The organism is Rhizobium sp. BK196, assembly GCF_014193255.1.
In the GTDB taxonomy this organism is placed as follows: domain Bacteria; phylum Pseudomonadota; class Alphaproteobacteria; order Rhizobiales; family Rhizobiaceae; genus Rhizobium.
The window spans coordinates 135,036-156,446 of record NZ_JACHZB010000006.1 but is presented as its reverse complement, the minus strand read 5'-3'; the positions used below and the strand labels follow the sequence as shown (position 1 = coordinate 156,446).

Annotated in this window: 20 protein-coding genes and 1 pseudogene; 9 read left to right on the top strand and 12 right to left on the bottom strand. The window is 60.4% G+C overall.

All coding sequences use genetic code 11. The features are described 5' to 3' along the window. Positions 1-16: 16 nt before the first annotated feature. From FHT78_RS20225 to ugpC (FHT78_RS20215), 3 genes are read left to right on the top strand one after another with little or no spacing between them, the layout of a single operon-like run. A complete protein-coding gene (locus FHT78_RS20225; protein ID WP_183748011.1) occupies positions 17-1,255 on the top strand; it encodes an ROK family transcriptional regulator in 1,239 nt (412 codons plus the stop codon). A gap of 31 nt (positions 1,256-1,286) precedes the next feature. Next, positions 1,287-2,141: a sugar phosphate isomerase/epimerase gene (locus FHT78_RS20220; protein WP_183748008.1), complete on the top strand. Its 855-nt coding sequence runs from the start codon at positions 1,287-1,289 to the stop codon at positions 2,139-2,141. Positions 2,142-2,162: 21 nt separating this feature from the next. Next, positions 2,163-3,224: a sn-glycerol-3-phosphate ABC transporter ATP-binding protein UgpC gene (gene ugpC / locus FHT78_RS20215; protein WP_183748005.1), complete on the top strand. Its 1,062-nt coding sequence runs from the start codon at positions 2,163-2,165 to the stop codon at positions 3,222-3,224. A gap of 326 nt (positions 3,225-3,550) precedes the next feature. On the opposite strand, the gene FHT78_RS20210 is transcribed toward ugpC (FHT78_RS20215), so the two are convergent. Next, positions 3,551-3,874 (bottom strand): hypothetical protein, encoded by a 324-nt coding sequence (locus FHT78_RS20210; protein WP_183748002.1) that lies wholly within the window; start codon positions 3,872-3,874, stop codon positions 3,551-3,553. 181 nt (positions 3,875-4,055) lie between these two features. Here FHT78_RS20210 and vapB point away from each other — a divergent pair, with 181 nt between their 5' ends. Continuing rightward, positions 4,056-4,289, top strand: coding sequence for a type II toxin-antitoxin system VapB family antitoxin (gene vapB / locus FHT78_RS20205; RefSeq protein WP_183747999.1), 234 nt, complete (start codon positions 4,056-4,058; stop codon positions 4,287-4,289). Then, entirely contained in the window at positions 4,289-4,687 is a 399-nt protein-coding gene (gene vapC / locus FHT78_RS20200) for a tRNA(fMet)-specific endonuclease VapC (RefSeq protein ID WP_183747996.1), read from the top strand. The genes vapB and vapC overlap by 1 nt, the downstream gene beginning before the upstream one ends. A 189-nt stretch (positions 4,688-4,876) precedes the next feature. On the opposite strand, the gene FHT78_RS20195 is transcribed toward vapC, so the two are convergent. The 5 genes from FHT78_RS20195 to FHT78_RS20175 form a co-directional block, all read right to left on the bottom strand. Next, a complete protein-coding gene (locus FHT78_RS20195) occupies positions 4,877-7,015 on the bottom strand; it encodes a beta-galactosidase (RefSeq protein ID WP_183747993.1) in 2,139 nt (712 codons plus the stop codon). An 18-nt stretch (positions 7,016-7,033) separates the two neighbouring features. After that, a complete protein-coding gene (gene ugpC / locus FHT78_RS20190) occupies positions 7,034-8,179 on the bottom strand; it encodes a sn-glycerol-3-phosphate ABC transporter ATP-binding protein UgpC (RefSeq protein ID WP_183747990.1) in 1,146 nt (381 codons plus the stop codon). Between the two features lie 52 nt (positions 8,180-8,231). Next, positions 8,232-9,083, bottom strand: a complete 852-nt coding sequence (locus FHT78_RS20185; protein WP_183747987.1) for a carbohydrate ABC transporter permease — start codon at positions 9,081-9,083, stop codon at positions 8,232-8,234. Then, entirely contained in the window at positions 9,083-9,967 is an 885-nt protein-coding gene (locus tag FHT78_RS20180) for a sugar ABC transporter permease (RefSeq protein WP_183747984.1), read from the bottom strand. The genes FHT78_RS20185 and FHT78_RS20180 overlap by 1 nt, the downstream gene beginning before the upstream one ends. A 69-nt stretch (positions 9,968-10,036) precedes the next feature. Continuing rightward, positions 10,037-11,311 (bottom strand): ABC transporter substrate-binding protein, encoded by a 1,275-nt coding sequence (locus FHT78_RS20175; RefSeq protein WP_183747981.1) that lies wholly within the window; start codon positions 11,309-11,311, stop codon positions 10,037-10,039. A gap of 172 nt (positions 11,312-11,483) precedes the next feature. Here FHT78_RS20175 and FHT78_RS20170 point away from each other — a divergent pair, with 172 nt between their 5' ends. Further along, positions 11,484-12,674 carry an ROK family transcriptional regulator gene (locus tag FHT78_RS20170; protein ID WP_183747979.1) on the top strand — a complete coding sequence of 397 codons (1,191 nt, stop codon included), beginning with the start codon at positions 11,484-11,486 and terminating at the stop codon, positions 12,672-12,674. Between the two features lie 92 nt (positions 12,675-12,766). On the opposite strand, the pseudogene FHT78_RS20165 reads toward FHT78_RS20170, so the two are convergent. After that, positions 12,767-14,616, bottom strand: a pseudogene (locus FHT78_RS20165) (ABC transporter transmembrane domain-containing protein). A 262-nt stretch (positions 14,617-14,878) separates the two neighbouring features. Between FHT78_RS20165 and FHT78_RS20160 the strand changes: the two are divergent. The 3 genes from FHT78_RS20160 to FHT78_RS20150 are packed head-to-tail and all read left to right on the top strand — an operon-like array spanning position 14,879 to position 16,364. Beyond that, the gene (locus FHT78_RS20160; RefSeq protein ID WP_183747976.1) at positions 14,879-15,643 is read left to right on the top strand and encodes a heme ABC transporter permease; all 765 of its coding nucleotides are present in this window, start codon (positions 14,879-14,881) and stop codon (positions 15,641-15,643) included. 1 nt (position 15,644) lies between these two features. After that, positions 15,645-15,800, top strand: coding sequence for a heme exporter protein CcmD (locus FHT78_RS20155; RefSeq protein WP_183747974.1), 156 nt, complete (start codon positions 15,645-15,647; stop codon positions 15,798-15,800). Beyond that, entirely contained in the window at positions 15,801-16,364 is a 564-nt protein-coding gene (locus FHT78_RS20150; protein WP_183747971.1) for a DsbE family thiol:disulfide interchange protein, read from the top strand. A gap of 88 nt (positions 16,365-16,452) precedes the next feature. Here FHT78_RS20150 and FHT78_RS20145 read toward each other — a convergent pair whose 3' ends face one another. From FHT78_RS20145 to ccmI, 5 genes are all read right to left on the bottom strand, one after another. Next, positions 16,453-17,145, bottom strand: a complete 693-nt coding sequence (locus tag FHT78_RS20145; RefSeq protein WP_183747968.1) for a CBS domain-containing protein — start codon at positions 17,143-17,145, stop codon at positions 16,453-16,455. Positions 17,146-17,219: 74 nt separating this feature from the next. Then, complete coding sequence (locus FHT78_RS20140; RefSeq protein WP_183747966.1) at positions 17,220-17,687, bottom strand: cytochrome c-type biogenesis protein; 468 nt, start codon at positions 17,685-17,687, stop codon at positions 17,220-17,222. Then, the gene (locus FHT78_RS20135) at positions 17,684-19,687 is read right to left on the bottom strand and encodes a heme lyase CcmF/NrfE family subunit (RefSeq protein ID WP_183747963.1); all 2,004 of its coding nucleotides are present in this window, start codon (positions 19,685-19,687) and stop codon (positions 17,684-17,686) included. The genes FHT78_RS20140 and FHT78_RS20135 overlap by 4 nt, the downstream gene beginning before the upstream one ends. Then, on the bottom strand, positions 19,684-20,196 hold the full coding sequence (ccmE, locus tag FHT78_RS20130) for a cytochrome c maturation protein CcmE (protein ID WP_183747960.1): 513 nt from the start codon (positions 20,194-20,196) through the stop codon (positions 19,684-19,686). The genes FHT78_RS20135 and ccmE overlap by 4 nt, the downstream gene beginning before the upstream one ends. Beyond that, positions 20,193-21,359, bottom strand: coding sequence for a c-type cytochrome biogenesis protein CcmI (ccmI, locus tag FHT78_RS20125; protein WP_183748371.1), 1,167 nt, complete (start codon positions 21,357-21,359; stop codon positions 20,193-20,195). The genes ccmE and ccmI overlap by 4 nt, the downstream gene beginning before the upstream one ends. Positions 21,360-21,411: the final 52 nt, after the last annotated feature.

Below are 21,411 nucleotides of genomic sequence, written 5' to 3'. Positions count from 1 at the left end.
ATAGGAGATTCCGAGCATGAACCAGGCGACCGGCGCCAGATTTTCTCCCGACCTGACGGGGGCCAACGTCGAGGATGCGGGCGAGCACAACAGAGCCGTGGTGATACGCTGCATCCATAGGCAGGCGCCAATTTCACGCGCCGAGATCGCCAGGCAGACCGGCTTCACCAAGCCGGCAATCGCCCGGATCGTCGACCGCCTGCTCGATGAGGGCCTGATCATAGAGGCTCGCCGGCGGCACGGGCTGAGGGGGCAGCCGGCAATCGAGCTCGAAATAAATCCCGACGCGTTTTTCGCGATCGGCATCGACATGGATCGCGACCACCTTACGATCCTGGCCGTCGATGCCGTCGGCAACGTGCGCGCACGCGTACACCACGAGAAACGCTATGTGCGTCCGGCCGAGTTCATGCAGCTGGCGGCCGATGCCATATCGCACTTCCACCGAAGCCGCCTGGTCGACGACGCGCATCTGGCCGGGATCGGCCTTGCGATGCCGGATTGGCTTGGAGAAATCCCTTTTCTCGGCATGCCGGACGACTATTCCGAATGGACGGCATTCGACGTACGTACTGCGCTCGAAAACCTGACGCAGCATCCGGTCTTCATCGAAAATGAGACCAATGCCGCAGCGCTTGCCGAGCTTGACTACGGCCTCGGGGCGGAAAGCCGCAGCTTTTTCTATATCGCGATCAATGCCTGCCTGGGCGGGGGCCTCGTGCTCGATGGCAATGGCCATCGCGGCGCCATGGCACTTAGCGGCGAAATCGGCTGGCTGCCGATTGCCAACCACCGGGACAAGACAGCACAGAAGGTCGATCTTCTCGGCGAGGTGGTAACGCTGTTCTTCCTTTATAAATTTCTGGCGGAACATGGCATTCGCGCAAGCGTGCCCCAGGACCTTCTTTCACTCGACGCGCACGGCAGGGCACTCGTTTCAAAGTGGCTGAAGGAAATGAGCGCGCATTTGGCTATAGCGGTCAAGCATATCGGCATGATCGTCGATCCTGACGCCATCATCATCGGTGGGCGCCTGCCGATCCGCATGATCGACGAGTTGCTCCGCTACGTTCACGAACATTTGACGGCCGGAGACGCTACTCTGCCCACGCTGCATCGCGCCTCGATCGGTGAGGATGCCTCGGCGCTCGGTGCGGCAGCGATGCCGATGGCCGCAGCCTTGATGCTCGCTTCAGCCAACGCCGTTCAACGCACTCGTTCGCCCCTCAAATTCATGGACCGCCTGAACAATTGAATCAGCCGGCAAGACCGCCGGGAGGATCTTGATGAGGATTGGTTTTTATACGTCGACATTCAACGACCGGCCGCTCGAGGAAGTGGCGGATTTTGCGGCGTCGGCCGGTTTCGATGCGATCGAAATCGATGTCGGCGGCCATATCAAGACCCCGGACAGAGTGGGGGCTGCCGTAGCACTTGCCCGGGAGCGTAACCTCTTCGTCTCCTCGATCACCTATTTCGGCAATCAGCTCGACGCTGATCGCAGCAAGCGCAATGATCTTCGTGCCCGCACGGAGGAATTTGCCGAAGCGATCGGCGAAGCGGGCGTTCCGATCTTCGTGATCTTTCCCGGACGCGACGACAATTGCGACGACGAAGCCAACTATGAGGATTTTGCCGAATTCGCCAACCGGCTGATCGAAAGGACGACCTCAAGCGGTCTCGTCTTTGCGATCGAAAACTGGCCAGGCCCGAAGGACAACTTCATCGGAACCACGCCGAAGGGATGGCAGGAGCTCTTCAAGCGGATACCCGACCGGCGCTTCGGTCTCGAATTCGACCCATCGCACCTCATCCGCATCGGCGTCGACCCCTATGCCGCGATGGACGCGGTCAAGGATCGCATCGCCATTCTCCACGCCAAGGATACCGCGATTGATGCCGCCATGCAGCAGTCCGTCGGCTATCACGGCAAGGGCTGGTGGCAGTACAAACTGCCGGGCCAGGGCCTTCTCGACTGGCAGCGTTTCCTGCGCCAGGCGCGGACCAATGGCTTCGACGGCACACTTTCGATCGAGCACGAGGACGCCGCCTACGGATGGCCGGGCAAGGATCTCGATGCCCGAAAGGAGGGTGAACGTCTTGGCCTCGCCTATCTCAGAAATGTCTTGAACACGCTTTGACAGCGACCGGGGAGGACGGAAATGGCTCATGTTAGAGTGAACAATGCGCGCAAGGATTATGGCGCATTCAAAGCCATCAAAGGTGTGTCGGTCGATATCCGCGACGGGGAGTTCGTGGTCCTTGTCGGCCCCTCAGGTTGCGGCAAATCCACCCTGCTCAGAATGATCGCTGGTCTGGAAGACATCAGCTCGGGCGAGATTCAGATCGGCAAGCATATTGTCAACGAACTGGCGCCAAAAGACCGCGATATCGCGATGGTGTTCCAGAACTATGCGCTTTATCCGCATATGACGGTCGCCAAAAACATGGGCTTCTCGTTGCGGCTGAAGCGCATGCCGAAGACGGAGATCGATCAGCGCGTCGGCAATGCCGCCAAGATCCTCGGCCTCGAGGCGCTTCTGCAGCGCTATCCGAAGCAATTGTCGGGCGGCCAGCGGCAGCGTGTTGCGATGGGCCGCGCCATCGTCCGGGATCCTGCCGTCTTCCTCTTCGACGAGCCGCTGTCGAACCTCGATGCCAAACTGCGCGTCCAGATGCGCTCCGAGATCAAGGAGCTGCATCAGCGGCTGAAAACGACGACAATCTATGTCACGCACGACCAAATCGAGGCAATGACAATGGCAGACAAGATTGTCGTGATGAAGGACGGCGTGATCGAACAGTCGGGCTCGCCGCTCGAACTCTACGACCGGCCAAATAACCTCTTCGTCGCCGGCTTCATCGGCTCTCCCGCCATGAATTTCATCGAGGGAAGCATGACGAATGAGGGTTTCCGGACCACAGACGGCCTTATTCTACCGAGCGAACGACGCCCATCCGGCGCGGTTACTTATGGCATTCGCCCTGAGCACATGATGCTCGATCGAGATGGAATCGAGGTGACAACAGTCGTTGTCGAGCCGACGGGATCCGAGACATTGGTGATTGCCCGTCTTGGCACCCAGACGATCAGCTGCGTCTTCCGGGAACGGATCAGAGCAGCCCCCGGCGATGTGCTCAGGATCGCTCCGCTCCATGATGCCGTTCACCTGTTCGACGAGGGCGGACAACGCATCACCGCGGGCGAACCAGTGCTGAACTAGTTACAAGTGACAGGACAGCGGTGACCCACCCGACTTCGTCTGCTTCGACGACGTGATTGGCGATAAATGACGGCGGCAAGCCAGGTTTCCATCGGCCCTGCTTGCCGGGCAAATTCGGCCCGAAAACATCGACCAGCTGCGACGGTGACCGATGGATCGGCTGCACGATGTTGATGGGCTTATCCGTCGGTGCCAGACTACCGATGAGCTGCTTTTCAAGTTGGAATTGATCTCGGGTCATCCGGCGAAAGTGACATGACCCCTTAGAATCCAAAAAGAAATCATAAGCGCAAGAAAAGCATTGGCACCAGTACTCGAAGCCTATGTCAAAGGTCGAGCAGCAAATCGCCAACACCTTCGTGGCCGCGGTTGCCGACATCGAGTTGCTCCGGGCGCGCGACCTCCTTGCGCTTTCTGGAACCTGTTTTTCTGCCTTTCGAAGGTAACTCCCCTGACAACTCTAGGAGTTTAGCGGCAGGCCCGACAGATCCCGATACCGCCGTGGCAGCCAGCCCCTCCATCTTGCCGGCCTCATTCTCGGCGGCAGCGACTGAAGTGTCCGATAGCCCGATGCCGGGTCGCGTGTTGCCGCTCGGCTTTTTGATTGCTGCGGCAGCGTTCTGCTGGATCTTCGGCGCGAAACGTATCATAAATGCTCACCTTCCCATTTGTTCGCTTTACGTTCTCATTGAGAAGTGCGATTCTGTCAACCTGGCTCACAGTCGAACGGCCGGAATACCACCGCTGTGCGGCGTTCTGAACTCGGCATCGACTTGCAACTATTAAACTCGCGTATTACGTATATCCCAATCGGATATACAGGAGGCTGACATGACGAGATCTACAGTGTTTACAAGCAATCGCAGCCAGGCCGTCCGGCTTCCGAAGGCTGTCGCCTTTCCGGAAGATGTGCATCAGGTCGATATTATCAAAATCGGCCGCAGCCGCGTAATAGTGCCCCAAGGCAAGCGTTGGGACGATCTATTCCTCACAGGCCCACGTGTGAGCGAGGATTTCATGAACGAGCGCGAGCAGCCAAAGACCGAAGAGCGCGAGCCGTTCTGATGCTCGCTTACATGCTCGACACCAATATCTGCATCTATGTAATGAAGAACTATCCGCTGGAGCTCCGGGAGAAATTCAACCTGCTTGCCGAGCAGCTTTGCATATCCTCAATCACGCTCGCTGAACTGTACTACGGCGCGGAGAAATCCGCTCGTCGCATTGAAAATTTGACAGCTATTGAACATTTCACGGCGCGCTTGGAAGTCCTCCCGTTCGGAGAAAAGGCGGCCTTGCACTATGGACAGGTCCGGGCAGATCTGGAGCGGGCCGGCACTCCTTGCGGCCCCCATGACATGCAAATTGGTGGTCATGCCCGTGCCGAAGGGCTGATCGTCGTCACCAACAACATGCGTGAGTTCGTTCGCATGCCCGGAGTCAGGACTGAGAACTGGGTGTAGCAATCACACGCGGATCCAGGTCGAGGGCGGCGATTGCCTCCACCCGACCCGTTCTTGATTGAGTAACACGGGCACAAAAAGTCGCAAATGATCCCGCCAGGGCTAAGGATGCCCCAGCGAGTTCCATGCTTATTCGATCATCTCATTTCTAACCTGCCGGAGCGTCGGCGTTTCCGGCCGCAACATGTTTCAGGAGAGTTGCACCACGGCGCAGCCATAACCTTCGAGCGCAAGCGCGCCGTCCACCTCTTTGCCCGCATCCAAGAGATTGATGCCGGCCAGAACATGAGAGATCCTGGCTGGCTTGTCCAAGTAGTTCTGGATGAAGAGAAGGCGACGATCCTCGTTCATGCGCATCGTCACCTCGACACCCTCGGGCAAGTCGGCGATGAGCGGTTCGATCCGGGCATCGCCGAACAGACGTTCCGACAAGGCCTCTGTCAGATCCGGCGTCAGATAGGTGCCGAGATAGACGACGCGGCCCTTGCCGACCTTTCTGGATGTCGCCATCGGCCTTCCCTCGGCGTAGCGGTTGGACCAGGTGGCGATCACCTCGACGTCATCGTCGACGCTCAGGTTCTCGTAGAAGTGCCCAGCCGTCAGCTCACGATTACCGATCTTAAAGCGGCGTTCGCGCCGGTGGGATTCAGCCGGCCTGTTCGGCGGCACCACCAGTCCCCCTGATCGCTCCATGACCTCGAAGAGGCCTTTGGCGCCAGGTGCCGCAAGCCGACCGAAATCCTCCACCCTGACCCCCGTCAGCTTCGAAAGCGCCGTTCCCGGCGCGGTCTCCCTGATGACGTGATTGTTCTCGTCGCGCGTCCCCGTCCGCGCGCCGAACACCACCGTGCCGCCCTCTTCGGCGAACGACTTCAGTCGCTCCGTCCATTCGTCTTTCCACATGACCCAGTGCGGCACGTAGAGGAGTTTCAGCTTCGAGAGATCGTCTTCAGGATGAATGAACCCGCAGGCAATGCCTCGATCGTAGCAATACTGATGCAGCAGGACGGCATCGTCTTGAGGGCTCGGCAGGCCGATCGGATAGGTCTTGTGAGCCTCCTGATTGTCGAAATCCGATCCGGCAATACCGACGTCCATGCGCACATAAGTGCCAAGAATCTTATCCTGCAGCGCCGTCATCTCGGTGGCGAAGCGCTTCGCTTCGTCATAGCGATGGCGCGGGACGTCGTCATGATCGATGATCCCCATCCAGTAGATTTCGGCGCCGAAATGGGCGGGCCGCCAACGGAAGAACATCAGCCCGTCGGCGCCGCGCGCAACGGAGGACATCGCCATGCGACGCATCTCTCCGGGCTCCGGCGTCAAGGTGCAGAAGCCCGGCTGGCTGCCGAAACTCGATTGCTGTTCGGGCACGATATAGTTGCCGGAAAAGCCCCTGCAGATGTCGAGATGGAGCGCCTGCACCTTGGCGTGATTGCCGATGCGCTGGAACTCGTCGTAGAGCATCGGATAGATGTCGTAACCGACGAAATCGAGGTCGGTCGTGAACTGTCCGCGAAAGTCGATATCGCGCAGCCCGCCCAGATTGTGGAAGACGAACCATGATGGATTGACGGCACGCAGGATCTCGACCTGGTCGTGCTGGAAGCGCGCCGTCGAGAAGGCCAGGAAACGATGATAGTCCTGCACATGGCCGGGACTCGGGAAGGTCGGCCCGAAATCGATCGGCAGCACCACCTGGTCGAAGCTCTGATAAGCGGTTGCCCAGAAATCCCCTCCCCAGGCATGGTTGAGCTTGTCGATTGCACCGTATTTCTCGGCGAGAAAGACCTGAAACTCGCTAAGCGTCGCCTTTGAAAAACTCTCCGGCATGCTGGTGTTGAGTTCGTTGTCGGTCTGCCAGCCGACGACGCGCGAATTGTCACGATAGTGCTCTGCCATCGCCTTCGTGATGCGCCGGCTATGCTCGCGAAACAGCGGACTTGCGGTGTCGCAGTGCTGGCGTGACCCGTGGCTCATCGGCCGGCCCTTGCCATCCACCCGCAGGATCTCGGGATGCGCGACGGTCAGCCAGCGCGGCGGAGTGGCCGTCGGCGTGCACATGATCGTGTCGATACCGTGCTTACCGAGGACGGCGATCGCCCTGTCGAACAGGTCGAAATCGAAACGGCCGAGCTCAGGTTCGAGAATGTGCCAGGCAAATTCCGCCATCCTGACGACATTGAGGCCGGCTTTGGCCATACGCTCGGCATCGCGCTCCCAATAGCTTTCGTCGACATGTTCGGGATAATGCGGAGCGCCAACGAGAAAGCGGTCGGTCTTGACCGGATTCCAGGCAGAGATTTTTGCTGACTTGTTTTCAGACACGGGCGTCTATCCTGATACCTATTTGTCGATGATTGCCTTGTGGGTGCTGATCGTGCGGCCCCCGTCAGGCGCGAAGAGATAGAGTTCGGCGGTGTCGAGCTTGAGCGTCACGGGCTGGTCGGCCTTGAATGGAGCGACGTAGCTGAGCTGGATCGTTATGTTTCCGGTTCCGCTTTCCGATGCGACGGTCCTGAGATCGCCGTCGTCGACATAGAGGATCGTTTCACGGCCAAGATGCTCGACCAGGCGGACGACACCGTGCACTGCGCCGCTCTCTGCTTCATCCGCAACCACGGAGATGTTCTCCGGCCGCACGCCGAGCGTAAGGTTCGTACCCTTCCGGAGCGTCGCGGGATCTAAGACTTCGACCGTCGTCGGCGCCAGTCCCGGCGCGGAAACCCTGACCTGGTGACCCGAGACCTCATCGACCGTGACGGACAGGAAATTCATTCTCGGAGCGCCGAGGAATCCCGCCACGAACAGGTTGTCGGGATTGCGATAGAGTTCGAGCGGCGATCCGACCTGTTCGATAACGCCCTGATTCAAGACCACGATGCGGCTCGCCATGGTCATGGCTTCGACCTGGTCGTGGGTCACGTAAACCATGGTCGCACCGAGTTCGGAATGCAGGCTGGACAGTTCGACCCGCATTTGCGTGCGCAGTGCCGCATCCAGGTTCGACAACGGTTCGTCGAACAGGAAGACATCCGGCGAGCGCGTGATCGCGCGGCCGATCGCCACACGCTGGCGCTGGCCGCCCGACAGTTGCTTCGGCCGTTTCTCGAGCTGATCGGTAATCCGCAGAATTCTGGCCGCGCGTGTAACCGCCGCATCGATCTCCGCCTTCGGTCTTTTCGCCATGCGAAGGCCGAAGCCCATGTTTTCGGCAACGGTCATGTGCGGATAGAGGGCATAGGACTGGAAGACCATCGCGATGCCGCGGTCGCCGGGCTCCTCACGGCTGACATCGCGTCCCTTGATGAGGATCTGACCCGAGGTGATGCCTTCAAGACCGGCGATCGTCTTAAGCAGTGTCGACTTGCCGCAGCCGGACGGACCGACCATGACGATGAACTCGCCCTCTTCCACCGAAAGATCGATCCCTCTGAGGGCGTGATAGGCGCCGTAGTTCTTGTTTATCTGTCGCAGTTCGAGGCTGGTCATGCTTCCTGGCTCTCTGCTTATGAAGATCTGATTTCGGGATACCTGAGGGCGTTCATCCTTTGACCGCTCCCATTGTCAGGCCAGCGATGAAGTGCCGCTGCATCAGGAAGAACATCACCACCGGCGGGACGGCGACGACGATCGTTCCGGCCGAGATGAGGTTCCAGGCCGAGACCCATTCGCCTCTCAGGTTGGCAAGTCCAGCGGTCACGGGTTTGACGGAATCGCTCACCGTCAGGACGACTGCCCAGAAGTAGTCGTTCCAGATGAAGGTGAAGAGGAGGATGGCAAGTGCCGCCAGTGCCGGCCGGACAAGGGGGACCGCGACATGAATGAGTGTCTGGAATGGCGAGGCTCCCTCCGCCCTTGCCGCCTGAAACAGTTCGTCGGGCAGAGCGGCAATGAAGTTGCGCATGAAGAGCGTCGCAAAGCCGGTCTGGAATGCGACGTGGAAAATGATCAGCGCCGTTGTTGTATCGATGAGATCGAGCCGCACCATCAGGTCGCGCACCGGGATCATCATAATCTGGTGAGGAAGGAAGTTGCCGCCGACGAAGAGTGCGAAGATCAGCATGTTTCCCGGAAACCGGTATCGCGACAGGACGAACCCGGAGAGCGTGCTCAGGACCAGGACGCCGATCACCGAGGGTATCGTGATCGTCAGACTGTTCAGGAAGTACTGCGCCATCGGCGTCTGAGTGAAGACGGCGGTGTAGTTGTCGACGAGGCCGAACTCGGTCGGCCATCCCCAGAGGTTGCCGCCCATTACATCCGCGGTCGACCGAAACGAGGTCAGGATGATGGCAAAGAGCGGGCAGAGCCACAGGAGAAGGACGGCGAGCACGGCCAGAAAATAGAAGCGGCGATGCCAGACGGCTGTCTCGGGAATTGGGCGAGGATACATCAGCCGCCCCTTTCTTCGGTGCGGATGATCCGCGACAGGTACCAGACGATGAAGATTGCCATGATCACGAACAGGACCGATGCGATCGCCGCGCCATATCCGAAGCGATAAGAGAAGATGGACTCCTCGAACATCTGGTAGGCGAGCACCGACGAGGAACCGAACGGCCCGCCGCGCGTCATCACCGATACCATGTCGAAAGATCGAAGAGCGCCGACGACGGTCACTGCAATCGCAATGAACGTGACCTGCGTCAGCTGCGGTAGAACGATGTGCCAGAGCATGTTCCATCCCTTCGCGCCATCCACGCGCCCGGCGCCGATAAGTTCCTCGCTCAGGTTGTTGAGACCGGCGAGATAGAGGACCATGCAGAAGGTGATCTGCGGCCAGAGGGTTGCGATGACGATTGCGAAAGTGACGAAATGTTCGTCCGACAGCACGGCAGGTGCAGTCGCGCCAAACGCCTTGAAGACGAGCGCAAGAAGTCCGAACTCCGGTGTATAGACCCAGGTGAAGACCACGCCGACGGTCACAGAGGCGAGCACGAGCGGAATGAAGAACAGCGACTTTAAAAAGCGCATGCCGCGGATCTTCTGATTGACGAGCAGGGCGATCGCCAGCCCGAGCGGCGGCGCGGCCATGAACATCACCAGCCAGATCAGATTGTTCTTCAGCGACGTGTAGAACTGCGGATCGTTGTAGAGCTCGAGATAGTTGCCGAACCCGATCCACGTCATCGGCCCCATTCCGTCCCAGTCGTGGAGACTGATCCATAGGCTTCGGACGGCCGACAGCAGGATGACCGTGAAGAACAGGATGATGGCCGGAGCGATAAGCAAAGTCGGGGTGAGCCACCAACGCTGGCGGCGCCATAACATCAACATTGTCCAGAACCTCATGGAAGATAGAAGGAGCGGAACCACGGTTCCGCTCCCCGGTCGCCGGGAGGAGAACTAGATTTTGTAGATGCGCTTGCGAGTGCCTTCGAGGCGCTGCAGGATCGCTTGGCGACGGTCGGGCTTGGCCATGAACTCCTGGAAACCCACCAGACCCGCCTGCGCCATATCCGGGTCGCTGTCGCGGTCGTAATATTGCGAGGTTCCCTTGACCTGTTTCAAGGACTCGACCGCCGCATTGACCAGCGGATCCTTGCTCGGCGGCAGGTCGCTGCGCGGCGGCACATTGCCGCCCGGCTCCAGGTAGGCGGCAAGATTTTCCGGCTTGTAGAAGTAAGCGAGGAATTCACGCGCACCTTGCTTGTTCTTGCCGTTCGTCGGAATGTGGACCGAGTTCAGCGAGAACTCCTCGAACCGTGGAACATTGGCATCGAGGGTCGGGAACGGTGCGAAAGTCAATTGCGGCAGATCCGCGTCCGTGAAGGCGGAGCGCAGGAAGGCACCGAGGTTCATCATTCCGGCTTTTTTCTGGGCGAGTAGGGCTGCGGCCTCCTGCCATCCGAACGACGTATGGTTCTGCGTGAAGACTTCTTTCTTGATCATGGCTTCCCACTGATCGAAGACCGGTGTCAGGGCCGGGTCGAGATAGCTCATCTGCCCGTCCATCAACGCCATATGCTTGTCGAGCCCATTGATGCGAAGGTTCATCTGATCAAACCAGCCGGCGGCCGGCCGGAGCTCCTTCGTGCCTATGGCAACCGGCGTCAGTCCTGCCGCCTTGGCCTTGTCGCAATAGGCCGAGAATTCTTCTGACGTCGTCGGCGCGGTCAGATCGTTCTGATCGAAGACGTCCTTCCGGTAGAACATGCCCCAAAGAGTGCCGCCGGTGGGCAGGCCGTATTGCTTGTTGTCAACGGTGACCGCTCCGGTGCTAGCGCCCAGAACATCCTTGTATTTTTCCTTCTCGAACAGATCCGAGATATCATCGAACAGTCCTCGCTTGACGAAGGCCCGCATGCGATTACCCGAGAACCAGAAGCAGACATCCGGTGCGCCTGCCGTGAGATAGTTGCGGATCGCCGTCTTGTGGGCCTCGTGGTCCATATTATTGATAACGACCTTCGTACCGGCCTGCTTGCCGAAGTCCTCGGCGATCTTCTTCAGCGCTTCGAGCGCTTTGCCATTATTCTCCGAGGAAATTACGTTGATTTCCTGAGCCTGTGCGATTGCCGGGATCGGTAGACCGCCTGCGACCGCGGCCGCAGATGCCATGCCTGCGCCCTTCAGAAAGGTGCGGCGCGTGGTGGATGAAAAATGTTTGGAAAATGCCATTGAATTCCTCCCAGTTGAGCAGATCAACACGTCCCGACGGTCGTCCTCCACAACGGTGGCGCCGGGCATTCAACGTGCCGATCGCCTCATTCCGAGTTGATCGACGGGCCAAACTTATGCATAGATCAGGAAGCGTCGCAATAGTTTATTTACAAAATAAAGGAACTCGATCGTGAAGCTCAAAGGTGACCAGACGACTGCCAGGGCCATGAACCGGCGTCTGATCCTGAACCTGCTGAGGCAGGAAGGACCGAAGAGCCGTGCCGAATTGGCAACGATCACCCAGCTCAGTCCCGCCGCCGTCACCTTCGTCGTCGGTGATCTCGTGGAGGAGGGTATCGTCACAGAGGGTGAGGCGGTTTCAAGCTTCACCGGCCGTCGGCCAATCCCGGTAGAAATCAATTATGGGCACGGGCTGGCGATCGGTTTCAAGCTCATGTCCGACACGGTGGAATGCGTCGCGACGGACCTCGCGACGAGCCCCCTCGCCGCCATCAGGATTCCGATGCCCAGCCGGGCGCCGGACGATGTCGCAGATCTGCTGGCCGCAACGGTGCCCACACTCGTCGGGCTTGCCGGGCGCACGCATGCCAAGCTTACAGGCATCGGCATATCGATGCCGGGCGTTATCAACCATGAGCAAACGATGTGCATCAGAAGCCATCGCTTCAAATGGGACAACGTCCCGCTGGCATCCCTTCTCGCCGATCGTGCGAATGTTCCCGTCTGGCTCGAGGACGACACCAATGCCTACGCCATCGCACAGCAATTGTTCGGCCTCGGCCGCCAGCATCGCAACATGGCCGTGCTGGCAGTCGGCGTCGGCATAAGCTGCGCCCTCGTCATCGAAGGCAAGCTTTATCGCGGCGCCAACGGCGCAGCCGGCAAGTTCGGACATACGCTCTACGAGGAGAACGGCCGCCTCTGCGAATGCGGCAAGCGCGGCTGCCTGATGGCCTACCATTCCGAGATATCGATGTTGCGGCGCTGGCGCGAGGCGACAGGCGGGGGTGAAGATCTGGGAGCGCCCGAGCTGCGCCAGGCGCTTGCTGCAGAGGACCCGACGGCTGTGCGGATCGTCGAAGATGCAGGCCGCGGTATCGGAACGGCTCTCGCCAATCTCGTCAATGTGACCGATCCGGAAGTTATTGTCGCGGGCGGAGAAGCTGTTTCACTCGGAGAACATTTCCTGACGCCTCTTCAGGAGGCATTGGCGCGCCGAACCTTCAGGACGCCGCCGCCCATTCTTCCCGATTGGGAGGACAATTCTTGGGCACGCGGTGCCGCAGCGTTGGTAACGCAGAAGATGTTCGATTTCGAATCGGTCGGAGGCGTTGCGAAACCCTTCCAATCATTCGCATAGAGGGCTTCGATTGCCGGCAGCAACGATCGGCACGTGAAGGATTGATCTCGGCCACAGAGCCGGTGCGATAGGACCATCGATGCGAACAATTCTCACGCCGCGTCATGCTCCAAGGCTGCCGAACCCGAGAGATCGAACTGAAGTTCGGCAAGCTTGGAATATGCTCCGCCCTTGCGGATCAGAGCGGCATGTGTTCCCTCCTCGATCACCCGGCCGCCATCGATCACCAGAATTCGGTCCGCCTTGAGGACCGTAGCAAGCCGGTGCGCAATCACGATCGTCGTGCGATTGCACATCAGCCCGTCGAGCCCCCTTTGCACCAGCATTTCGTTCTCTGCGTCGAGGGATGCCGTCGCCTCGTCCAGCAGAAGGATCGGCGCGTTCTTCAGGACCGCGCGGGCGATTGTTAGTCTTTGCCGCTGTCCGCCGGACAACGTCAGGCCACGCTCGCCGACCACGGTGCGATAGCCGTCCGGCAGCTCGGAAATGAAACCATGCGCCCTCGCCATCGTGGCCGCAGCCACGATCTCGTCCTGCGACGCGTCGGGTCGTCCGAGACTGATATTCTCTGCGATACTCGTCGCAAATATGGTCACGTCCTGCGGTACGATAGCGATTTCCCTTCGCACCGCGGCGGTGGCGGTCGTGCGCACATCGCAGCCATCCAGCAAAATATTGCCGACATAATCGTTGTAGAAACCGAGCAGGAGCGAAAAGATCGTGCTCTTTCCCGAGCCGGAAGCACCCACAAGCGCTACTGTCTCACCGGGCCGGATAGTCATCGAGAGACCTGTGAGAACGTGCCTGTCCGGAGTGCCCGGATAGGCGAAATGCAGGTTTCGGATTTCGATCGCGCCTTTTGCGGGTTGGCTGAGCGCAACACGGGAGGCCTGTTCACTCTCGCCGGCATCTTCATCGAGCAATTCGAAAAGCCGTTCGGCAGAACCCGCAGCCTGCGCCAGTTCACCCCAGACCTCCGAGAGCGAACCCAACGATCCTGCGGCAATGACGGAATAGAGCAGGAATTGACTGAGGCTTCCGGCCGACAGCATTCCGGAAAGCAGATTGTGGGCGCCGATCCAAAGGACCCCGACGACGCTTCCAAAAATCAAGGCAATGGCGACAGCGGTCAGGAACGCGCGAGAGCGGGCGGCGAAAGCGGCGCTGCGGTAGGACATTTCGACGTCATCAGCATATCTCTTGCTGGCAGCCGCCTCTCCGTTGAAGGCCTGCACCGTCCGGCTTCCGGCAATCATTTCGCTGGCGAAGGCGGATGCGGTCGCAAGCGCGTCCTGGGCTGCACGCGATTTTTTGCGAACCGAGCGGCCGAAAAGGACGAGCGGTGCGACCACGAGCGGAATGGCACCCAATGTGATGGCGGAAAGGCCGGGGCTCGTGACGAACATCATCACCAGCGCGCCCAAGCACAGCAGCGAATTACGTAAGGCTACCGATGCTGCGAGGCTGAGTGCGGACTTGATTTGCGCGGCATCCGCCGTCAGCCGCGATGCGATGTCGCCGGATTTGTTGGCGTCAAAAAAGCTGGCCGGCAGCCGCGTCACATTCCGGAAAGCCTTCACACGCAGATCGCTGACGATGCGCTCACCAAGTGTCGTGACGAAGTAATAGCGGCAGGCGCTTGCGACGGCGAGTGCGACCGCAAGCGTGAGAAGCATCAGAAAATAGCTATTGATGAACCCACCGTCGGACTGTCCGAAACCATGGTCGATCATGCGGCGGACAGCCATCGGCAATGCAAGCGAGATCACCGCCGCGGCCGAGAGCGAGTGACTGCCAATAGTACCACGCCCCGGTGAGGCCGCAGCAAAGGCAGCAACCGGACGAGGCCGGAGACGGCATGCTTCTTTTTCCCGGGCTGCGGCCTGGAGCCCGCAGTCACGTCAGCGGGAGGAGTAGCGGATCGGTCGTGCGCGGCAATCATCAAGGCGGCGGTCTCCTGAACTGGAATGCCTCCTTTTTGGCACTTGTGCGACAATCGTCTTTGACCGCGATCAATTATCGATGAGTTCCGCAGGAGCATTGCCGCGGCAGAAGGTCCCGCAAAACGTCGCGGCAAGTCTGCCGCACCGGCAGCCCGGGCTCGGAGCGTCATAGTAGGAGAGTGAACGAGGCGACAACCGCACCAATGGTCGCAGTTTGATCCGGGTCAATTAACCTGTTGGCGTTGGAGGTTAAAGCGGGCCATGGCCTACGTCAGACGCATCAAAGACAACATCACCGGGCTTGCACAGCCCGCCAGATTCCTGGAACTGGCAGATCGGGCCTTGCCCGGGCTTTCGATAGTCACTGCCCTCATTTTCGCTGCCGGACTGTATCTGAGTTTCGTTTCCGATGGCGATTACCAGCAGGGTGAAACCGTCAGGATCATGTATGTCCATGTCCCGGCGGCATGGATGGCAATGTTCTGCTATACGGTGATGACAGCAAACGCCATCGGCTCCCTAGTATGGCGCCATCCGCTTGCCGACGTCGCCGCGCGCGCTGCTGTGCCAATCGGCGCCGCCTTTACCTTCGTTTCGCTCGTCACCGGCGCCATCTGGGGCAAGCCGATGTGGGGAACCTGGTGGGTTTGGGACGCACGTCTGACCTCGATGTTCGTGCTTTTCCTGATGTATCTTGGCCTGTTGGCGATCAATCGCGCGATCGACGAGCCGACGCGCGCCGCGCGCGTCACGGCGGTCCTCATTCTGGTGGGCTTCGTCAACATTCCGATCATCAAGTTCTCGGTCGATTGGTGGAACACTCTGCATCAGCCGACAAGCGTGCTCAGGCTGAATGGCCCCGCTCTGGACATTGAATTCCTTCGCCCCCTCTTAACCATGGGGCTAGCTTTCGCAGCACTGTTTCTTACCCTTCATCTTGCTTCGATCAGGAACGAAATCTGGCGGCGCAAACTCATATCGCATCGCCGCTTGGCCGCACGGGCCGCAGCACAAAGGGAGAATTGAAATGACACATCAGGACTATGTGCTGACAGCCTATGCCGTCGCATTCTCCGTCGCAATCGTCATCAGCGTGACGACCTGGTTTCGCGGCCGCACCTATCGGCGCCAGGTCGAGGTGTTGGCGCAGACTAGGTCTCGCGCTCGTCACGAGGCGCGCTAGGTGCGCCGTTATCTCTTGGCAGCTGTGCCACTGTTCGTCTTTGCTACGATCGCCGGAGCCGCCGGGCGCATGCTTTATCGGGAGGCGATGGAGGGTTATTCGCCCTCCACCCTCCCCTCCGTGCTGATCGGTCAGACACATCCTGCAATCGATCTGCCGCCGCTCGCCGGTTTGCAGTCTCCCCGACTTCAGAACAGCGGGCTCTCAGGCAAGGTCGCAATCGTCAACGTATTCGCGTCCTGGTGCGTCCCTTGCCGGCAGGAACATGCTGCGCTCATGCGGCTGTCCAAGGACCCGCGTATCGAGCTGATAGGCAGCAATTACAAGGACGACAGCAGTAACGCCCTGACCTTCTTGCGCGACAATGGAAATCCCTATGCTGCCGTCGGCGTCGATCAGACCGGAAGGGAGGCCATCGATTGGGGTGTCTATGGCGTGCCCGAGACTTTCGTCATCGGCCGCGACGGCCGAATCCTCTTCAAGCAGATCGGTCCCCTTGACGAAAAGGTCCTGTCGGCCGGCCTTGGTCCCGCAATCGACGCGGCGTTGGCCGCCGGCGGCTGACCGAAAGCTCCTTCGTCTAAAATCGGCTGAGAGAGCCACAGATCACCTTTGGCCCATCCCAAGCTCTGCCCGGAAGATGATTCTAACCTCAAGCTGGTTGCGACCGTTTTTCCGCATCTGAACCGGCGACAAGCTGCAACCGATCAAGGCAGCCCCCTGAGCCGAGATTTTCAACGAGCGCCAGGACGGCCCGGCGCTGCAAATCGGTTTCCACATTCCCTTCGAGCTTGATCTGCCCATTGCGTACAGAAACGCGGATCTTTTGCGGCGTCAGGCCGAGATCGTATTTGAGCCGTGTGCGAACAGCGAGCAGGATCGCATCATCCTCACGCGGCAACCGGAGCGTCGGCGCGTCTGTTATCAAAGCGAGAATATCGCGCCGGCTGACAACACCTACGAGCCGTCCGGCATCGACGATCGGAATACGCTTGATGCGATGAATTTCAAGGCTCTCGGCAATATCGGAGACCTCACTGTCCGGGCTGGCGACGATAACGTCGCGTGACATGATATCTCTGACGGACCAGCCGTTGCCGCGGATGTACCGGTCCAGATCGACATCGGAGGTGACTTCCGCAGTGCGCGCAATACGCGGCGCAAGCCGGATCTCCCGGCGCAGCAATAGATCGCCTTCGGTCAGAATCCCGCAAACCCGCCCCTCGTCATCAACCACGGGCAGCCCGCTGATGTTGTTTTGCATCATCACTGCGGCGGCGTGACGAATCCCTGCCTCCGGGCTGATCGAAACGACGTTGCTCGTCATAATGTCCTTGGCCTGCATGAGCCACCTTCCTTTCCGGAAACATCTGATGCCGTGAGAGTAGGACGGATCGGACGGGCTGACCTTGACCTCCATCAAAGTCGCTGTGTCGGATCCAGCAACTCGTCGAGCCTTGCCTGTTCTTCGGCCGTCAGCTTGCTGCCGGTGGGTTTGCCGGCCCGTTTGCGGGCAAAGACGATGAGCGACGCCCCGCCGGCGAGGATCAGCAGCATGGGGGCACCCCAGAGCAGCAGCGTGCGCACACTGAAACGTGGCTTCAAGAGCACGAACTCGCCGTAGCGCGAGACGATGTAGTTCAGCACCTCGTCGTCGCTGTCGCCATCGGTGATGCGCTCGCGCACGAGAAGGCGCAGGTCCTTGGCGAGATCGGCATTGGAATCGTCGATCGACTGGTTCTGGCAGACCATGCAGCGCAGTTCCGCCGACAGTGTTCGCGCCCGGGCCTCAAGCGCGGGATCGGCGAGCATCTCGTCGGGGTTGACGGCGAAGGCTGGTGCCGCCGAGAGGATCAGGGTCAGAGCAAGCAGGAAACGCTTGATCATTCCGCCGGCTCCATGGCGGGTGCTGCCGGCTTGGCTGGCTTTGCCTTCCCCTTCCGGCTCGGCGCTCCGACCCGCAGGCGCCGGTCGGTCAGCGACACGAAGCCGCCTGTCGCCATGATGAGCGCTCCACCCCAGATGCAGAGAATGAACGGCTTCCACCAGATGCGCACGACAATGCCGCCATCCTTCGTCGCGTCGCCGAGCGACACATAGAGCTGGCTGAGCCCGAACGTGAGAATACCCGCCTCCGTCGTCGGCATCTGGCGGGCAGTATAGAGCCGCTTGGCCGACCAGACATCGGCAATCTCTGCGCCGCCCCGGCGGATCGAGAAGTGGCCGCGGTCCTCGCTATAGTTCGGGCCGGTCGCCGGCTCAATGCCATCGAAGACGATACTGTAGCCGCCGGCTTCCGTCGACTGGCCCTGCTTCATCTCGACCACATGTTCGGTCTGGAAGGTGGTGACCGCGACGATGCCGAGCACGGTGACGCCAAGCCCGGCATGGGCAAGGGCGGTGCCGAAGGCCGAGCGCGGCAGGCCGGTCAACCGTCGCCAGGCGATACCCGCCTTCACCTTGCCGATGCCGGCGCGATACCAGAGATCGGCGATAGCGCCTAAGATCAGGAACAGGCCGGCGGCAAGGCCGAGCACGGCCATGACCGGACCGCCGTGCTGGATGTAGAAGAAGACGAGTGCTGTTACAAACACGAGACCGGCCACGACATAGAGCCGCTGCAGCGCGCCGAGCAGATCGCCGCGCTTCCAGGCAAGCAGTGGCCCGAAGGGCACGATCACCAGAAGCGGCGTCATCAGCAGGCCGAAGGTGAGATTGAAGAAGGGCGGGCCGACGGAGATCTTGTCGCCGGTCAGCGTTTCCAGGACCAGCGGATAGAGCGTGCCTGTTAGCACCGTGCCGCAGGCAACCGTCAGGATCAGGTTGTTGACGACGAGCGCCCCCTCGCGCGAGATCGGCGCAAACAACCCGCCGGCCGAGAGCAGCGGCGCGCGCAAGGCAAACAGCGACAGCGCCCCGCCGATGAAGATCAGGAGGATACAGAGGATGAAGACGCCTCTACTCGGGTCGCTGGCGAACGCATGCACCGAGGTCAGGACACCGGAGCGTACCAGGAAGGTGCCCATCAGCGACAGCGAGAAGGTGAGGATCGCCAGCAGCACCGTCCAGATCTTCAAGGCCTCGCGCTTTTCCATGACGAGGGCCGAGTGCAACAGGGCCGTGCCGGCAAGCCAGGGCATGAAGGAGGCGTTCTCCACCGGATCCCAGAACCACCAGCCGCCCCAGCCGAGTTCGTAATAGGCCCAGTAGGAGCCCATGGCGATGCCAAGCGTCAGGAAGGTCCAGGCCGCCAGCGTCCAGGGCCGCACCCAGCGCGCCCAGGCAGCATCGATGCGGCCATCCAAGAGGGCGGCGACGGCAAAGGAGAAGCAGACGGAGAAGCCGACATAGCCGAGATAGAGCAGCGGCGGATGGATGGCCAGCCCGACATCCTGCAGCACCGGGTTGAGATCCCGGCCCTCGGCGGGGGCCGGATCGAGGCGGGCAAAGGGATTGGAGGTTAGAAGGATGAAGAGGATGAAGGCGACCGAGATCCAGGCCTGGACCGAGAGAACATTGGCCTTCAGCGTCTCCGGCAGATTGCGCCCGAAGATCGCCACCAGCGCGCTGAACAGGGCCAGGATCAAGAGCCAGAGCATCATCGAGCCCTCGTGATTGCCCCAGACGCCGGAATATTTGTAGATCAGCGGCACCAGCGAATGCGAGTTCTCCCAGACGTTCTGAACGGAGAAGTCGGAGACGACATGCGCATAGGTGAGCACGCCGAAGGAGAAGGCGACGAGGGCAAAGAGCAGGACGGAGCCCAAGGGCGCGACATCCATCATCGCCTGATCGCCGCGCCTGGCACCGATGACGGGCACGAGCGACAGGACGATTGCCGTTGCGAGCGCCAGAACCAGCGCATAGTGGCCGATCTCGATGATCATGGCGTTGCCCTTGTCTGTTGCCCCTGGGCTTCCTGGCCCTTTGCTGCCTCGCCTTGCGGTGCGGCCCCCTTGCCCTCTTCCCAGAGGCCCTGCGCCTTCAGCCTGTCGGCCACGTCCTTCGGCATATAGGTCTCGTCATGCTTGGCAAGCACGGTATCGGCGGTGAAGACGTTGCTGCCGGTCTCGAAGGTGCCTTCGGTCACCACCCCCTGCCCCTCGCGGAACAGGTCCGGCAGGATGCCCTGGTAGCGGACATTGACGATCTCACCGCTCGGGTCGGTCACCGCAAAGCGTACCACCGAGCCCTCGCCGCGCAGGACGCTGCCTGCTCCCACCAGCCCGCCGAGGCGGATGCGGGTGCCCGGCGCCACCGGCGTCTTGGCGAGATCGCCGGGCATGTAGAAATAGGCGACCGACTGGCTGAAGGCGAACATCACGAGCAGCACGGCGACAAGGATGAAGCTCATGCCGCCGGCAATCACCGCCAGGCGTTTCTGCTTGCGCGTCATCTGCTCTTTCCTTCCGTGGCACTCGATTCCGTGGCGATGCCGAGTTCCTTTGCCAGCGCCAAAAGCTGCCTGCCCTCTTCCCCCGATGCCGGGAAGGCGGCAAGCCCGCGCTTTACGGCAGCCGCGGCGCGATCCTTATCGTCTAAAACGGCGTAAGAGCGGACAAGACGCATCCAGCCCTCGAAATTATCAGGATCGGCGGTCAGTTTGGCATCCAGGCTTTCCACCATGGCGCGGATCATCTGCTGCCGATCGCCGCTACTCATCGTCTCAGCTGCGGCCACATCCTCGGAAGTCGGGCCGCCCGGAACGGACGGTGGGGCGGCAGGCGGCACTTGCCCTGCTACCGCCGTGCCGCCGTTCCTGGCGATATGCTCGTTGACCAGCGGCAGCCAGGGGGCATCGGCAGACGATTGCTTGGCCAGCGCCTCGAAGGCGCCCCGCGCCTCTTCCGGCCGCCCCGCCTGCTCCATGCTCAGGGCAACGTAAAAACGGGCACGCGGGTTGTTCGGCTCAAGCGTGAGGATCTGTTTGAGCTCACCTAAGGCCTCTGCCGTCACCATGCCCTTTGAGGTGGCCATGAGCGTTTCCGACAGTCCTTCCAGGCGGGAAACATTGGTTCCACCGAGGCGAAGTGCGGTTCGATAGGCTTTTGCCGCGTCATCGACCCTGCCCATCTTGAGATAGACCGGAGCGATAACGTCCCATCCACGCCCGTCCTCAGGCCTATCGGCCAGGTGATCCTCCATCTTCTTCACGAGGATTGCGAGATCCTCACCCGGCTCGGCAAGCCTCATGGCCAGCGGACGGGATGGCAGATCGGGAGAGCCGAGCGAGAGGTAAAGAGCGATGCTCAGCAACGGCAAGAACGCGGCGATAGCATGTTTCAGCCATCTGCCAGGGCGTTGGGCGCTCCGCCTTGCCCGGTGGTCGTCCGCTGCCCTGAACAGGCGTCGCGCCGTTTCCGCTCTGGCCAGTTCGTATTCGTCCGACGAAATGCGTCCGGAGACGATATCGTCGTCGAGTTCACAGAGCTGGTCGCGGTAGATCTTGCCGGCATCCGCGTCGGTGCTCGCAGCCTTCCGACCTGCCGTCGAAAGCGGATGAAGCAGAATGGCAGTCGCTGCGGTCGTCATCACCGCGAAAAGAACCCAGATCGTCATTGTTGCAGCCATAATGGCTCAACTCATAGTCTGAGCCGCAGCACGGACATTG

What these genes read in the sequence shown, in the direction of transcription:
- FHT78_RS20225 (WP_183748011.1), top strand. Translation starts at nt 17, where the DNA reads ATGAACCAGGCGACCGGCGCCAGATTTTCTCCCGACCTGACGGGGGCC.
- FHT78_RS20220 (WP_183748008.1), top strand. Translation starts at nt 1,287, where the DNA reads ATGAGGATTGGTTTTTATACGTCGACATTCAACGACCGGCCGCTCGAG.
- ugpC (WP_183748005.1), top strand. Translation starts at nt 2,163, where the DNA reads ATGGCTCATGTTAGAGTGAACAATGCGCGCAAGGATTATGGCGCATTC.
- FHT78_RS20210 (WP_183748002.1), bottom strand. Translation starts at nt 3,874, where the DNA reads ATGATACGTTTCGCGCCGAAGATCCAGCAGAACGCTGCCGCAGCAATC.
- vapB (WP_183747999.1), top strand. Translation starts at nt 4,056, where the DNA reads ATGACGAGATCTACAGTGTTTACAAGCAATCGCAGCCAGGCCGTCCGG.
- vapC (WP_183747996.1), top strand. Translation starts at nt 4,289, where the DNA reads ATGCTCGCTTACATGCTCGACACCAATATCTGCATCTATGTAATGAAG.
- ugpC (WP_183747990.1), bottom strand. Translation starts at nt 8,179, where the DNA reads ATGACCAGCCTCGAACTGCGACAGATAAACAAGAACTACGGCGCCTAT.
- FHT78_RS20185 (WP_183747987.1), bottom strand. Translation starts at nt 9,083, where the DNA reads ATGTATCCTCGCCCAATTCCCGAGACAGCCGTCTGGCATCGCCGCTTC.
- FHT78_RS20180 (WP_183747984.1), bottom strand. Translation starts at nt 9,967, where the DNA reads ATGTTGATGTTATGGCGCCGCCAGCGTTGGTGGCTCACCCCGACTTTG.
- FHT78_RS20175 (WP_183747981.1), bottom strand. Translation starts at nt 11,311, where the DNA reads ATGGCATTTTCCAAACATTTTTCATCCACCACGCGCCGCACCTTTCTG.
- FHT78_RS20160 (WP_183747976.1), top strand. Translation starts at nt 14,879, where the DNA reads ATGGCCTACGTCAGACGCATCAAAGACAACATCACCGGGCTTGCACAG.
- FHT78_RS20155 (WP_183747974.1), top strand. Translation starts at nt 15,645, where the DNA reads ATGACACATCAGGACTATGTGCTGACAGCCTATGCCGTCGCATTCTCC.
- FHT78_RS20145 (WP_183747968.1), bottom strand. Translation starts at nt 17,145, where the DNA reads ATGCAGGCCAAGGACATTATGACGAGCAACGTCGTTTCGATCAGCCCG.
- FHT78_RS20140 (WP_183747966.1), bottom strand. Translation starts at nt 17,687, where the DNA reads ATGATCAAGCGTTTCCTGCTTGCTCTGACCCTGATCCTCTCGGCGGCA.
- FHT78_RS20135 (WP_183747963.1), bottom strand. Translation starts at nt 19,687, where the DNA reads ATGATCATCGAGATCGGCCACTATGCGCTGGTTCTGGCGCTCGCAACG.
- ccmE (WP_183747960.1), bottom strand. Translation starts at nt 20,196, where the DNA reads ATGACGCGCAAGCAGAAACGCCTGGCGGTGATTGCCGGCGGCATGAGC.
- ccmI (WP_183748371.1), bottom strand. Translation starts at nt 21,359, where the DNA reads ATGACGATCTGGGTTCTTTTCGCGGTGATGACGACCGCAGCGACTGCC.